This window comes from Pseudomonas migulae, from assembly GCF_043225285.1.
GTDB classification, from domain to species: Bacteria; Pseudomonadota; Gammaproteobacteria; order Pseudomonadales; family Pseudomonadaceae; genus Aquipseudomonas; species Aquipseudomonas migulae_C.
Map to the genome: position 1 here is coordinate 5,202,621 of NZ_CP171224.1, position 13,269 is coordinate 5,215,889.

Sequence of the window (13,269 nt, forward strand, 5' to 3'; positions counted from 1 at the left end):
ACACGAATTGCTTGATTCATTGAAGAAGACGATAAGAAGCAGCCCGAAATTGGGTCTGTAGCTCAGTTGGTTAGAGCGCACCCCTGATAAGGGTGAGGTCGGCAGTTCGAATCTGCCCAGACCCACCAATTTTTGTGTGGGATCCTGTAGCAATACGGGGCCATAGCTCAGCTGGGAGAGCGCCTGCCTTGCACGCAGGAGGTCAACGGTTCGATCCCGTTTGGCTCCACCACTACTGCTTCTGTTTGTTGAAAGCTTAGAAATGAGCATTCCATGGTGACATGGTGAATGTTGATTTCTAGTCTTTGGCTAGATCGTTCTTTAAAAATTTGGGTATGTGATAGAAAGATAGACTGAACGTTACTTTCACTGGTAACGGATCAGGCTAAGGTAAAATTTGTGAGTTTAATCGCGAATTTTCGGCGAATGTCGTCTTCACAGTATAACCAGATTGCTTGGGGTTATATGGTCAAGTGAAGAAGCGCATACGGTGGATGCCTTGGCAGTCAGAGGCGATGAAAGACGTGGTAGCCTGCGAAAAGCTTCGGGGAGTCGGCAAACAGACTTTGATCCGGAGATGTCTGAATGGGGGAACCCACCTAACATAAGTTAGGTATCTTAAGCTGAATACATAGGCTTAAGAAGCGAACCAGGGGAACTGAAACATCTAAGTACCCTGAGGAAAAGAAATCAACCGAGATTCCCTTAGTAGTGGCGAGCGAACGGGGACTAGCCCTTAAGTGGCTTTGAGATTAGCGGAACGCTCTGGAAAGTGCGGCCATAGTGGGTGATAGCCCTGTACGCGAAAATCTCTTAGTCATGAAATCGAGTAGGACGGAGCACGAGAAACTTTGTCTGAATATGGGGGGACCATCCTCCAAGGCTAAATACTACTGACTGACCGATAGTGAACTAGTACCGTGAGGGAAAGGCGAAAAGAACCCCGGAGAGGGGAGTGAAATAGATCCTGAAACCGTATGCGTACAAGCAGTGGGAGCCTACTTTGTTAGGTGACTGCGTACCTTTTGTATAATGGGTCAGCGACTTATTTTCAGTGGCGAGCTTAACCGAATAGGGGAGGCGTAGCGAAAGCGAGTCTTAATAGGGCGTCTAGTCGCTGGGAATAGACCCGAAACCGGGCGATCTATCCATGGGCAGGTTGAAGGTTGGGTAACACTAACTGGAGGACCGAACCGACTACCGTTGAAAAGTTAGCGGATGACCTGTGGATCGGAGTGAAAGGCTAATCAAGCTCGGAGATAGCTGGTTCTCCTCGAAAGCTATTTAGGTAGCGCCTCATGTATCACTGTAGGGGGTAGAGCACTGTTTCGGCTAGGGGGTCATCCCGACTTACCAAACCGATGCAAACTCCGAATACCTACAAGTGCCGAGCATGGGAGACACACGGCGGGTGCTAACGTCCGTCGTGAAAAGGGAAACAACCCAGACCGTCAGCTAAGGTCCCAAAGTTATGGTTAAGTGGGAAACGATGTGGGAAGGCTTAGACAGCTAGGAGGTTGGCTTAGAAGCAGCCACCCTTTAAAGAAAGCGTAATAGCTCACTAGTCGAGTCGGCCTGCGCGGAAGATGTAACGGGGCTCAAACCATACACCGAAGCTACGGGTATCACTTAGGTGATGCGGTAGAGGAGCGTTCTGTAAGCCTGTGAAGGTGAGTTGAGAAGCTTGCTGGAGGTATCAGAAGTGCGAATGCTGACATGAGTAACGACAATGGGTGTGAAAAACACCCACGCCGAAAGACCAAGGTTTCCTGCGCAACGTTAATCGACGCAGGGTTAGTCGGTCCCTAAGGCGAGGCTGAAAAGCGTAGTCGATGGAAAACAGGTTAATATTCCTGTACTTCTGGTTATTGCGATGGAGGGACGGAGAAGGCTAGGCCAGCTTGGCGTTGGTTGTCCAAGTTTAAGGTGGTAGGCTGGAATCTTAGGTAAATCCGGGATTCTAAGGCCGAGAGCTGATGACGAGTGTTCTTTTAGAACACGAAGTGGTTGATGCCATGCTTCCAAGAAAAGCTTCTAAGCTTCAGGTAACCAGGAACCGTACCCCAAACCGACACAGGTGGTTGGGTAGAGAATACCAAGGCGCTTGAGAGAACTCGGGTGAAGGAACTAGGCAAAATGGCACCGTAACTTCGGGAGAAGGTGCGCCGGTGAGGGTGAAGGACTTGCTCCGTAAGCTCATGCCGGTCGAAGATACCAGGCCGCTGCGACTGTTTATTAAAAACACAGCACTCTGCAAACACGAAAGTGGACGTATAGGGTGTGACGCCTGCCCGGTGCCGGAAGGTTAATTGATGGGGTTAGCTAACGCGAAGCTCTTGATCGAAGCCCCGGTAAACGGCGGCCGTAACTATAACGGTCCTAAGGTAGCGAAATTCCTTGTCGGGTAAGTTCCGACCTGCACGAATGGCGTAACGATGGCGGCGCTGTCTCCACCCGAGACTCAGTGAAATTGAAATCGCTGTGAAGATGCAGTGTATCCGCGGCTAGACGGAAAGACCCCGTGAACCTTTACTATAGCTTTGCACTGGACTTTGAATTTGCTTGTGTAGGATAGGTGGGAGGCTTTGAAGCGTGGACGCCAGTTCGCGTGGAGCCATCCTTGAAATACCACCCTGGCAACTTTGAGGTTCTAACTCAGGTCCGTTATCCGGATCGAGGACAGTGTATGGTGGGTAGTTTGACTGGGGCGGTCTCCTCCTAAAGAGTAACGGAGGAGTACGAAGGTGCGCTCAGACCGGTCGGAAATCGGTCGTAGAGTATAAAGGCAAAAGCGCGCTTGACTGCGAGACAGACACGTCGAGCAGGTACGAAAGTAGGTCTTAGTGATCCGGTGGTTCTGTATGGAAGGGCCATCGCTCAACGGATAAAAGGTACTCCGGGGATAACAGGCTGATACCGCCCAAGAGTTCATATCGACGGCGGTGTTTGGCACCTCGATGTCGGCTCATCACATCCTGGGGCTGAAGCCGGTCCCAAGGGTATGGCTGTTCGCCATTTAAAGTGGTACGCGAGCTGGGTTTAGAACGTCGTGAGACAGTTCGGTCCCTATCTGCCGTGGACGTTTGAGATTTGAGAGGGGCTGCTCCTAGTACGAGAGGACCGGAGTGGACGAACCTCTGGTGTTCCGGTTGTCACGCCAGTGGCATTGCCGGGTAGCTATGTTCGGAATAGATAACCGCTGAAAGCATCTAAGCGGGAAACTAGCCTCAAGATGAGATCTCACTGGGACCTTGAGTCCCCTGAAGGGCCGTCGAAGACTACGACGTTGATAGGTTGGGTGTGTAAGCGCTGTGAGGCGTTGAGCTAACCAATACTAATTGCCCGTGAGGCTTGACCATATAACACCCAAGCAATTTGACTACTCGAGAGAGCATCAGATTGCGGTGTGTGAAGACGAAACGAACCGAAAGTTCGAGAGAAACACACAAACTATCGCATACCCAATTCGCTGGAACGTCGCAAGACGCGTCAGCTCAAGAATTTCTTGACGACCATAGAGCATTGGAACCACCTGATCCCATCCCGAACTCAGCAGTGAAACGATGCATCGCCGATGGTAGTGTGGGGTTTCCCCATGTGAGAGTAGGTCATCGTCAAGATTAAATTCCGAAACCCCAATTGCGAAAGCAGTTGGGGTTTTGTTTTGCCCGCAGGAAAGTGCCAAACACCCGTGAAAAGGATCAGCAGTTGAACGAACAGACATTGTCCCAGCGCCTGGAACGGGTAGCGACGCATGTACCCGCAGGTGCGCGCCTGGCCGATATCGGCTCGGACCACGGCTACCTGCCGGTGGCATTGATGCGCCGTGGCGCGATCGCGTCGGCGGTGGCCGGCGAGGCCGCATTGACCCCGTTCCGCTCGGCCGAACGCACCGTGCGGGAGAATGACCTGGGCCAACAAATCAGCGTACGTCTGGCCAACGGCCTCGCAGCGATCGAACCGTCAGACGAGATCACCGCAATCAGCATCTGCGGCATGGGCGGCGAAACGATCCGCGACATCCTCGACAGCGGCAAAGCCCGCCTGAGTGGCGACGAACGCCTGATCCTGCAACCCAACGGCGGCGAGCAACCCTTGCGCCAATGGCTGATGGACAACGACTACCGGATCCTCCACGAGGAACTGCTGCGGGAAAACCGCTTCGACTACGAAATCATCGTCGCCGAGCGCACCGGCCCAGTGAAGTACACGTCCGAAGAACTGTACTTCGGCCCACTGCAGATGCAGACACGCAGCCCGGCGTTCCTGTCCAAGTGGCAGCGTATCCTGCGAGAAAAGCACAAAACCCTGGCCCGCTTCGAGCATGCACGGCAAGCCGTGCCAGAAGAGAAGGTGCAAGAGATCGTCGACCAGGCCCGCATGATCACCGAACTACTGGTTTAAACAGGCTACTTCACCGCGCCTTGTTGCTTGATGTCACCGCAAAAAATATCCACGTTGCCACTGTCCGGTGCCATCCGCACAACGATGGAGTAATCGCCGGTAAGCAGGGTGGACAGCGCAACAGGCGCGCTTCTCGAGAAAGACCAGCCGCTGACCGCCTGGCGTTCAGTGGTCACCTTGTCATTCATCGCATAGGCCACTTGCCCGGGCTGCTGGCAGCTGCCTTTATTGATGAAAGTATAAAGACGCAACGGCAGAATGGCGCCGGTGGGAGCGCCGCTGATGAAGAAACTCAGACCGGTTTTGTCACCCCAGTCTGCCAGTGTGACATTGCCGATCTGACCGGCGTTATGCCGGGTCGCCGCCAAAGGAATGGACGTCCCGTGACCGGACGAAGTGGTGCAGCCAGCAAGGTTGGCCGTGATCACAAGCACGGCCAGTGAGGGAAAGAGCTTCATGGCGAACCTCCTGTTGAAGAACTGCGACGGAAGACTATTCGGTATAGGCCATTAATCGCCTGTCCGGAGTTGCCGAAAAGAAAATATCCGTCGCAATGCCTTCAGCCCAGGTCCTGCGCCTGATGCCGCTCAGGCACCTGGCTCTCCTCATCGCCCCACGTCCGGTTGACCCGTTGCCCACGCACGACCGCAGGCCGATTGGCGATGTCCTCCGCCCAGCGCTGAAGATGGGTGTACTCATGCGCCGAGAGAAACTCCGCCGCCGAATACACGTTGTCCCGCACCAGCTGGCCGTACCAGGGCCACACTGCAATGTCGGCAATGGTGTAGCGCTCGCCCGCCAGGTACGGGCTTTCGGCCAGGCGGCGGTCGAGGACATCCAATTGACGCTTGGCTTCCATCGTAAAGCGGTTGATCGGGTATTCGAGCTTGTCCGGGGCGTACGCGTAGAAATGCCCGAAACCACCGCCCAGGTAGGGCGCCGCACCCATCTGCCAGAACAGCCAGTTCAGGGTTTCAGTGCGACCCGCCGGATCGGTGGGCAGGAACTCGCCGAATTTTTCCGCGAGGTAAAGCAGGATAGAGCCGGACTCGAACACGCGAATCGGCGGCTCGGCACTGCGGTCCAGCAGCGCCGGGATTTTCGAGTTCGGGTTGATCTCGACGAAGCCGCTGGAGAACTGGTCGCCCTCGTTGATGCGGATCAGCCAGGCGTCGTACTCGGCGCCGGAATGCCCCAGCGCCAGCAGCTCCTCCAGCAGGATGGTGACCTTCACGCCGTTGGGCGTGGCCAGCGAATACAGCTGCAACGGATGCTCGCCGACCGGCAACGTCTTGTCGTGAGTCGGGCCGGCAGTGGGGCGGTTGATGCTGGCGAACTGGCCGCCAGACGGCGCGTTGTTTTTCCAGACCTTGGGTGGAACATAAGACGCTTTGCTCACGGAAACTACCTCATAGACTGTTGGGCACGCGGAGCTCACACCACCCACGACCGGGCGGCTAGGCGGGTGTCACGTCGCTGCCCTCGACCAGCAGCATCCGATACTGCGCACCCTTCATGCGATGCTCGCGCGCTTCCTGATAGACCGGACTGTTGTACCACGCGCGCGCGGCGTCCATGTCGGGAAAACGCAAGATGGCCACGCCCTCCGCCGACGGGCCTTCCAGCACATCGAGCTGGCCGTAGAAGGCGAGGCGGGTGATGTCGTGACCGTCACGGGCGGCCGGGGCCTTCTGCGCGTATTGCTGCATTTGCGCTTCGTCGGTGGTGGTTTCGCGGATGAAAATAACATAGGCGGACATGCTGAATTCCTCAATGAACGGGGGAGTTGGATCGCGCCATCGACAGCCTGGCGCGATCACTGCTATCGCTGATGTTCAGCGCAACGCTTCAACCATCGCTTTTGCCAGCGCACTGCCCGATGCCGGGTTCTGCCCCGTCAGCAGGCGACCGTCGACCACGACCTTTTCCTGCCACGCCGCTGCCGACGAATACTCGGCACCCTCGGCGCGCAACGCATCTTCCAGGTTGAACGGCACGTCAGCCTGCGCATAACCGGACTCTTCTTCGTTGGAGAAGCCCGTCAGCCGGCGACCACGCACCAGCGGCGTGCCGTCTTCCAGCGTGGCGCCGAGAAAGGCTGCCGGGCCATGGCACACCGCAGCAACGAGCTTGCCACCGTTCCAGGCGCGCTCGACCGCACGCTTCACGTCCGGGTCGGTGGCGATATCCACCATCGGGCCCAGGCCACCGGGAAAGAAGATCGCGTCGTAGTCGAGCACATCCACTTCCGACAATTTGCGGCTGCGCGACATGCGGCGGATGGCGGCGCTGTTGCGGAACGCAAGCTGCGCAGGATCGCTTTCGTCATAACCATCTTCCGGCGGCGTACCGCCCAGTGGCGAGGCGTATTCCACCGCCACGCCCGCTTCGGCGAACACTTCGTACGGATGAGCGACCTCCGGGAAGAAGTACCCGGTGCGACGGTTGTTCGGGCCGATTTCGGCGGCGTTGGTCAGGATGAACAGAACGTGTTTGATGCTCATGGTTAGCGCCTCGACGATGAATGGGTTAGGGCCTTTCGGTTGAGCTAACTGTGCGTCAAAGGCAGATATTCGAGAAATTTACTTACTTGATGTTAGATATTCATCTGGCATTATGACTGCCACGCCATCCCGCCCGTGGACACTCATGCGCTACGATCTCAACCTCCTGCCGGTCTTCATCGCGCTCATCGAAGAACGCAGCGTGACCCGCGCGGCATTGCGCCTGGGCATCACGCAGCCGGCGTTGTCGAACGCGCTGAACCGGCTTCGGGAAACCTTGAAAGACCCATTGTTCATCCGTGAGCGATACGGCATCAAACCGACCCAGTTTGCCCAGGAGATCGCGCCGACGATTGCCGAAACCCTGGCCAAACTCGACGAGGTTTTGGTCGGCCGCCAGCATTTCGATCCAGCAACCGCGACCCGGCAGTTGAACATCGCGGCGAACAGCTACGTCGAGATCGTGCTGATGCCGGCCATCATCGCCCGGCTCGGGCAGTTGGCCCCCGGCATCAAAATGTCCATGACGCCCTTCGGCAATGACCTGGCGGAAACCGGCGTGATCTCGGGCACCACCGACATGGTGCTCGGCCGCATCATCGACCCGCCCGACAACCTGATCATTCAGCATTTGCTGGACGACGGCCTCGCGTGTGTTGTGCGCGCCGACCATCCCGATATCGACAACACGATGTCCCGCGAGCAATACGAGCAGCTGCGCCACGTCAATGTTCAGCCACCGGGGCGACTCAGGGCCGGGGTGTTTCAAGCGCTGGAGCGGCAGGGGCTGCGCCGCGATCTGGCGATTTCGGTCACGCACTTTCTGGCGGTCCCGGAAATCATCGCGGTCACCGACTACTGCGCGACGCTGCCACGGCTCATTTGCAACCAGATCGCCAAGGACCCGCGACTCAAGATTGTGCAGGCGCCGGTAGACCTCGGCACTTTTCCCGTGGAGATTGCGTGGCATGTGCGTTATCGCAACGACCCGGCGCACAAATGGTTCCGGCAGTTGCTGGTGGAGGCGGCGTCCGGGCTATCCGGGCCGCGCTGATTTCTTCACTTGAATTGCGCGATCAGCCAATCCCTCAGACGAACACACGCCGGATCGTCCGCCTTCTTTTCGTTGACCATCAGGTACTGAAGCGCCTCGCTGAAGGTCAGCTCTTCCTGCACCGGTCGAACCAGGCGCCCCTGACGGATCAGGTGCCGCACCAGATGATCCCAGCCCAACGCGATCCCTTGATCATCCAGCGCCATCTGGATGAGCAGGGTGTAGTCGTTGCTGCTGAAATACTGCGCGTTGTCCGAGCCGGGGATTTGCGCGTACTGGGACTGGAGCGCGAACCACACGTTCCAGTCCACCTGCTCGGACAATTGCGAACGACCATAGGGGTTGAGGTCCAGCAGCACACTGTTGCGCATGCCTTCCAGCGTGCCCAGTTCCGGATGCGCCTCCAGATAACGGGGCGTGCACACCGGGTAGACGACTTCATGAAACAGCGGGGTCCGCACATAACCCGGGCCCAGATCAACCGTCTTGGTGATGAAAATGTCCGGTGTTGTGCCGGGCTCCATGCCCTGGAAATGCTGGGTGGTGATGACGTTCAGGTCCACGTCCGGATTGGCGCTGAAAAAGTCTTTCAGCCGGTGCGACAACCAGAGCCCCGAGAGTGCAGGGGAGCAGCACAGGGTCAGCGTGCGCTTGTCGCTTTTCTCCCGGCGAATCCGCTCGGTCGCTTGAAAGATATTCAGCAGCGACAATTGCGCCGCGTCGAACAGTGCCGTTCCCGCAGCAGTCAGCTGGATGTCCCGGCCGCTGCGGATGAACAGCTCGGTGCCCAGATGGGTTTCCAGGTCGCGGATCTGACGACTGATCGCCGCTTGCGTGACGCACAAGGCTTCAGCGGCGCGGGTGAAACTTCGATACTTGGCGGCGGCCACAAACGACCTCATGGCCTTGAACGAGGGCATCGCGATCAGGGCCTGATCAGGCCGCATGCTGTTAGCCATAACAAAAACTGCCTGTATGCTCGTAAAAAAAGTCGGTTCTACCGGTCGGTCGCCCGGCCCACACTGTAGGCACGATGCACGGCGGATGACCAGCCAGCAACACGCTAAAAAAAGGAGAAGAAATGCGGTACCTGACAGGCAGGCAAGCGTTCATGCAAGGGGTGAGGGTGCTCATGCCCATGGTGCCCGGCGTCATTCCGTTCGGCCTGCTGACCGGGGTCCTGGCGACCAACATGGGCATGTCGCCGGGTACGACCATGGGCATGACGCTGCTGTTCTACTCCGGCTCCGCGCAAATGGTCGCCCTGCAACTGATGCATACCGGCGTGCTGCCGATGGCGATCGTGGTCACCGCGCTGGTCATCAACCTGCGGTTCATCATGTACAGCGCCTCGCTCGCGCCGCACCTGCATCATTTGCCCCGACGCTGGACATGGCCGCTGTCCTACATGCTTTCCGACCAATCCTACGCGCTCTGCACACTCAAACTGTCTTCCGGCGAGCTGGGGCGTTTCGCCCATCATTACTACGCCGGCACCGCTTTTTCGATGTGGCTGTCGTGGCAAGTTTCGGTGCTGGCCGGCATCTACCTGGGCGCGAGCATCCCCGATACCTGGTCGCTGGGCTTCGCCATTCCGCTGTCCTTCCTGGCGCTGCTGGTGCCCGGCATCCGCAACTCGGCGAGCCTCGGCGCAGCGGTCGTCGGCGGGCTGATCGCCGTCTTCGCCATCGACATGCCCTACAACCTCGGATTGGTCACCGCGTCCCTGGGCGGCGTCATCGCCGGGTTGTTGATCGAGAGCCTGCGCAAACGCGAGCTGAACACGGTGCCGGCCCACGACATCGAGGGGGAAGCGCCATGAGCGACTGGTCCTTGTGGGGCATGTTTCTGGTGATCGGCCTCGGCACCTTCGCCATGCGCCTGTCGTTCGTCGAGCTCTATGGCCGGCTGCGCATCCCGCCACTGCTGAGCCGCGCCTTGGTGTACGTGCCGGCCAGCGTCCTGTCGGCACTTGTTCTGCCTGCCGTCGTGTATCCCAACGGGCATGGTGCATTCGTGTTCGACAACCCACAGATCCCCGCCGCGATCATCGCTGCCTGGGTGGCGTGGAAGACCCGCAATACGATCCTGACGCTGATCGCGGGGATGGGCGCTGTCTGGTTGATCAAGTTCCTGGTGGCCTGAGCCGAAGCGAAGGCTGCAACCATTCGGCGATGAAAACGCGAAAAAGCCAAAGCCCGTTTGACGAGGCCAAACCCTGTGCCTAGGGTTCTTGCAGGCATTCAGCCTTGGGTTGGTGTTTCAGACGGACCCGTCGCGTTCTCTCGTGAAAGGACACTGATTATGTCTGCATCGCGCAAACTCGTATTTTGTATCCTCCCGTTTTGTGTCGCGCTCGGCAGCGTAGCGCTCTCGCAAGCCAGCACGCCGGATTTGCTGCTCAATACGCCCGCAACACCCGATGCGGTAGAGAAGGGGCTCAAGGCCGATGGCTACAGCCTGGCTATCTCCGCCTACAACTGGGGGTATCCGCTGGTGCGCATGGAGAGGGTGGCGCGCGAGTACACCAGCGTCCCGTCACCCAGGCCCGATACCAGCTATCGCGCGGGTTTGAATCAGATCGGTTGGGCCACCGCTTTGGCCTCCCCGGCCGCCAAGGACATGCCCACCGCCAATAACGACACGTACTACATGAGCGCGGTGCTTGATCTGACCGAGCCCTATCTATTGACCGTGCCCGATACCCATGACCGCTATTACGTGGTCGATGTCTTCAACATGTGGCAGGAACTTGAGCATTACATCGGTCGCCGTACCACTGGGACCAAGGCGGGCAAATACGTATTGGTGCCGCCCGGCTGGAAAGGCACGCTGCCCAAGGACGCCAAGCGCCTGGACGTCTCGACGAGCAAGGTCTGGCTGTGGGGGCGGTTGCATGTCAAACAGGGCGAAGACGTCGCCCCCGTGCTGGCCCTGCAAAAAAAATTCAGCATCGCGCCCCTCAGTGGCAAACCGCACAAGGACCAGACGCTGCCGGCCCTTCCACAGACCGGCGATGACGAGCTTGGTTTTTTCACTGAACTGGCCGCGGCGCTGAAGAGCAATCCGGTCAAACCCGCTGATGCGGCCTTGTTCGCGCAGTTTGCCCGCATCGGCCTGACAGACAAGGGCTTCGCCCCGGACAAACTCAATCCCGCTACCCGACAGGGTTTGATCGAAGGTCTGAAGGACGCGCCCTACGTCGCCATCGCTTCGCTCGCCAGCACGTCGTCGGTGCGCAGTGGCTGGAACTGGGTGACCGGGCTGGACAGCTTCGGTTTCAACTACCCGTTGCGGGCGATGATCGCCGGTCCTTATCTAGGAGGGCAGGGCGAACATGAGGCGATGTACCCGATTCGTTTTACCGACAGCAATAACCAGCCGCTCAGTGGCGCCAATCAGTACGAAGTCAAACTGGCGTCGCCGCCACCCGTGGGGGCGTTCTGGTCGCTGACGATGTACGACGCCAGCGACAAGATGCTGGTCGACAACGAGATCGGTCGCTACAAAGTCGGCACCGACACACCGGGTCTGAAAACCGCCGCGGATGGCTCGATCACAATTCCCATCTCCCACAGCAAACCTCAGGGTGAAAATGCCGCGAACTGGCTGCCGGCACCGGAGGGCGGGTTTTACGTGATTCTGCGTTTGTACCAGCCATCGGAAGCCATACTTTCCGGCCAGTGGGTCATGCCACAGCTGAACAAGGTCAACTGAGACGGCCTCACCGAACGTCCAGGAGCAGAAGATGAAAACTCGCACGTCGCTCATTGTCGGGGCCGGCCTGTTGACGTGGATGGCGTGCGCATCCGCCCAGACCTTGCCGCAAGGCGGGCAACCCCCGGCGGACGCCAAGGCATCGGTCTCCGACTTCGACTACCAGATCAAATACCAGCGCGCATTCGAGGCCGTGCTCTGGGGCATTCCCGCTACCGCCATCTACAGCTTCCGCCGCGCGGCGGTCGATGAACTGGGGCTGAAGGACAACGACATCATCGCGTACTCGTCCACGGCCACGCCCAAACTCGAAGCGATCACCGCCAACAGCACCACCCCCTATATCTCGGCCTTCACCGATTTACGCAAAGGCCCCGTGGTGCTGGAAGTGCCGGTGGCTGGCGCGCAGGGCAGTGTCTACGGCCAGGTCGTCGATGCCTGGCAACTGACCATCGCCGATGTCGGCCCCTCAGGCGTAGACAAGGGCAAGGGCGGCAAACTGCTCTTCACGCCACCGGGTTATCAAGGGGCCATCCCTGCGGGCTATATACACATCGCCTCACCCAACTACCGGATTGCCCTGGCGTTTCGTTCCGTTCCGGCCCCGGGCAAAAGCGTCGCGGACGCCTACCAGTACGCCCAGAAGCTGCGCATGTATTACTTGTCCGAAGCTGGAAGCCCGCCAAAGCAACGTTTTTCCGACCCGCTCAACGAGCGCTACCCGACCTTGCCGCGTTATGACGAAGGATTTTTCGACGACCTGCAGGCCATCGTCAGCGTCGAACCGGTCAAACCGCAGGACAAGGTCATGATGGCCATGCTGGCCTCGCTGGGCATTGAACAGGGCAAACCCTTCACGCCTGACGCGACCACAAAGCGCGCCATGCGCCAGGCCGCCATCGATGCCTGGTTCTACCTGCAACAGTGGTTCGACAACTTCCCCAAAGACAGGCTGTATTGGCCAGACCGGCACTACGCCTCCTTGTTGATGACCGACGCCAACAAGACGTTCTCGTTCGTCGATGACAATCGCGTCGACCTGATCAACCGCGCCGCCGAGTATTTCTGGTGCACCTACATGCCCAAGGCCTTGAGCGACACACCGGCCACCCAGTACATGATGGCCATGGCCGACAAACAGGGAAAACTGCTGGAGGCCGGCAAGCTGTACAAACTGGACGTTCCGGCACAGATGCCGGTCAAACAGTTTTGGGCATTGACCGTGTACGACCGCGCCACGATGTCGTTCATCTACAGCGACACCAACCGCACCACCTTGTCCTCCTATGACCTGGCCAAGATGAGGAAAAACGCCGATGGCGGTGTATCGATTTATGTGGGGCCGAAACCGCCAGCAGGGCTGGAGTCAAACTGGATTCCAACGGCCGGGAAGCGGCCTTTGCCGGCGATGCGGTTCTATGGGCCGACTGAAGAAATGAACAACAAGACCTTCAAGTTGGCGGATTTTGAGTTGGTTGAATAAGGGGGGGGGCGGACATGGGTCGATTCCTGGGTTGTGCCCGCTTCTGGTCGAAAACGCACAAGATGTCTGTTGCAGAGCAACGAGGTCAGATTTTTTATCCCGGAACA

At 58.3% G+C, this 13,269-nt stretch carries 11 protein-coding genes, 2 tRNA genes and 2 rRNA genes; 10 read left to right on the top strand and 5 right to left on the bottom strand.

What is annotated here, in order from left to right; genetic code table 11:
• The first annotated feature begins 51 nt into the window (after positions 1-51).
• The 5 genes from ACF6ZU_RS23860 to ACF6ZU_RS23880 all read left to right on the top strand — a co-directional run bounded on the left by ACF6ZU_RS23860 (position 52) and on the right by ACF6ZU_RS23880 (position 4,404).
• A tRNA-Ile gene (locus tag ACF6ZU_RS23860) sits at positions 52-128 on the top strand.
• Between the two features lie 28 nt (positions 129-156).
• Positions 157-232 (top strand) — tRNA-Ala (locus ACF6ZU_RS23865).
• A 235-nt stretch (positions 233-467) separates the two neighbouring features.
• Positions 468-3,359 (top strand): 23S ribosomal RNA (locus ACF6ZU_RS23870).
• Between the two features lie 145 nt (positions 3,360-3,504).
• Positions 3,505-3,620, top strand: a 5S ribosomal RNA gene (gene rrf, locus ACF6ZU_RS23875).
• A gap of 88 nt (positions 3,621-3,708) precedes the next feature.
• Complete coding sequence (locus ACF6ZU_RS23880) at positions 3,709-4,404, top strand: tRNA (adenine(22)-N(1))-methyltransferase (RefSeq protein ID WP_392887584.1); 696 nt, start codon at positions 3,709-3,711, stop codon at positions 4,402-4,404.
• A gap of 5 nt (positions 4,405-4,409) precedes the next feature.
• Here ACF6ZU_RS23880 and ACF6ZU_RS23885 read toward each other — a convergent pair whose 3' ends face one another.
• From ACF6ZU_RS23885 to ACF6ZU_RS23900, 4 genes are all read right to left on the bottom strand, one after another.
• Positions 4,410-4,862 carry a hypothetical protein gene (locus ACF6ZU_RS23885; protein ID WP_392887585.1) on the bottom strand — a complete coding sequence of 151 codons (453 nt, stop codon included), beginning with the start codon at positions 4,860-4,862 and terminating at the stop codon, positions 4,410-4,412.
• A gap of 101 nt (positions 4,863-4,963) precedes the next feature.
• A complete protein-coding gene (gene yghU, locus ACF6ZU_RS23890) occupies positions 4,964-5,803 on the bottom strand; it encodes a glutathione-dependent disulfide-bond oxidoreductase (protein ID WP_392887587.1) in 840 nt (279 codons plus the stop codon).
• Between the two features lie 58 nt (positions 5,804-5,861).
• Positions 5,862-6,164 (bottom strand): DUF1330 domain-containing protein, encoded by a 303-nt coding sequence (locus tag ACF6ZU_RS23895; RefSeq protein WP_392887588.1) that lies wholly within the window; start codon positions 6,162-6,164, stop codon positions 5,862-5,864.
• A gap of 75 nt (positions 6,165-6,239) precedes the next feature.
• Entirely contained in the window at positions 6,240-6,908 is a 669-nt protein-coding gene (locus tag ACF6ZU_RS23900) for a type 1 glutamine amidotransferase domain-containing protein (protein ID WP_392887590.1), read from the bottom strand.
• 145 nt (positions 6,909-7,053) lie between these two features.
• On the opposite strand from ACF6ZU_RS23900, the gene ACF6ZU_RS23905 reads away from it, so the two are divergent.
• Positions 7,054-7,962, top strand: coding sequence for a LysR substrate-binding domain-containing protein (locus ACF6ZU_RS23905; protein WP_392887592.1), 909 nt, complete (start codon positions 7,054-7,056; stop codon positions 7,960-7,962).
• Positions 7,963-7,967: 5 nt separating this feature from the next.
• Here ACF6ZU_RS23905 and ACF6ZU_RS23910 read toward each other — a convergent pair whose 3' ends face one another.
• Entirely contained in the window at positions 7,968-8,921 is a 954-nt protein-coding gene (locus ACF6ZU_RS23910) for a LysR family transcriptional regulator (RefSeq protein ID WP_392887594.1), read from the bottom strand.
• 122 nt (positions 8,922-9,043) lie between these two features.
• Between ACF6ZU_RS23910 and ACF6ZU_RS23915 the strand changes: the two genes are divergently transcribed.
• From ACF6ZU_RS23915 to ACF6ZU_RS23930, 4 genes are all read left to right on the top strand, one after another.
• Positions 9,044-9,784, top strand: coding sequence for an AzlC family ABC transporter permease (locus ACF6ZU_RS23915; protein ID WP_392887595.1), 741 nt, complete (start codon positions 9,044-9,046; stop codon positions 9,782-9,784).
• The gene (locus ACF6ZU_RS23920) at positions 9,781-10,107 is read left to right on the top strand and encodes an AzlD domain-containing protein (protein WP_392887598.1); all 327 of its coding nucleotides are present in this window, start codon (positions 9,781-9,783) and stop codon (positions 10,105-10,107) included. Before ACF6ZU_RS23915 ends, ACF6ZU_RS23920 begins: the two co-directional genes overlap by 4 nt.
• Before the next feature lie 159 nt (positions 10,108-10,266).
• The gene (locus ACF6ZU_RS23925; RefSeq protein WP_392887601.1) at positions 10,267-11,679 is read left to right on the top strand and encodes a DUF1254 domain-containing protein; all 1,413 of its coding nucleotides are present in this window, start codon (positions 10,267-10,269) and stop codon (positions 11,677-11,679) included.
• Between the two features lie 31 nt (positions 11,680-11,710).
• On the top strand, positions 11,711-13,162 hold the full coding sequence (locus ACF6ZU_RS23930) for a DUF1254 domain-containing protein (protein ID WP_392887603.1): 1,452 nt from the start codon (positions 11,711-11,713) through the stop codon (positions 13,160-13,162).
• Positions 13,163-13,269: the final 107 nt, after the last annotated feature.

What these genes read in the sequence shown, in the direction of transcription:
- ACF6ZU_RS23885 (WP_392887585.1), bottom strand. Translation starts at nt 4,862, where the DNA reads ATGAAGCTCTTTCCCTCACTGGCCGTGCTTGTGATCACGGCCAACCTT.
- ACF6ZU_RS23895 (WP_392887588.1), bottom strand. Translation starts at nt 6,164, where the DNA reads ATGTCCGCCTATGTTATTTTCATCCGCGAAACCACCACCGACGAAGCG.
- ACF6ZU_RS23900 (WP_392887590.1), bottom strand. Translation starts at nt 6,908, where the DNA reads ATGAGCATCAAACACGTTCTGTTCATCCTGACCAACGCCGCCGAAATC.
- ACF6ZU_RS23905 (WP_392887592.1), top strand. Translation starts at nt 7,054, where the DNA reads ATGCGCTACGATCTCAACCTCCTGCCGGTCTTCATCGCGCTCATCGAA.
- ACF6ZU_RS23910 (WP_392887594.1), bottom strand. Translation starts at nt 8,921, where the DNA reads ATGGCTAACAGCATGCGGCCTGATCAGGCCCTGATCGCGATGCCCTCG.
- ACF6ZU_RS23915 (WP_392887595.1), top strand. Translation starts at nt 9,044, where the DNA reads ATGCGGTACCTGACAGGCAGGCAAGCGTTCATGCAAGGGGTGAGGGTG.
- ACF6ZU_RS23920 (WP_392887598.1), top strand. Translation starts at nt 9,781, where the DNA reads ATGAGCGACTGGTCCTTGTGGGGCATGTTTCTGGTGATCGGCCTCGGC.
- ACF6ZU_RS23925 (WP_392887601.1), top strand. Translation starts at nt 10,267, where the DNA reads ATGTCTGCATCGCGCAAACTCGTATTTTGTATCCTCCCGTTTTGTGTC.
- ACF6ZU_RS23930 (WP_392887603.1), top strand. Translation starts at nt 11,711, where the DNA reads ATGAAAACTCGCACGTCGCTCATTGTCGGGGCCGGCCTGTTGACGTGG.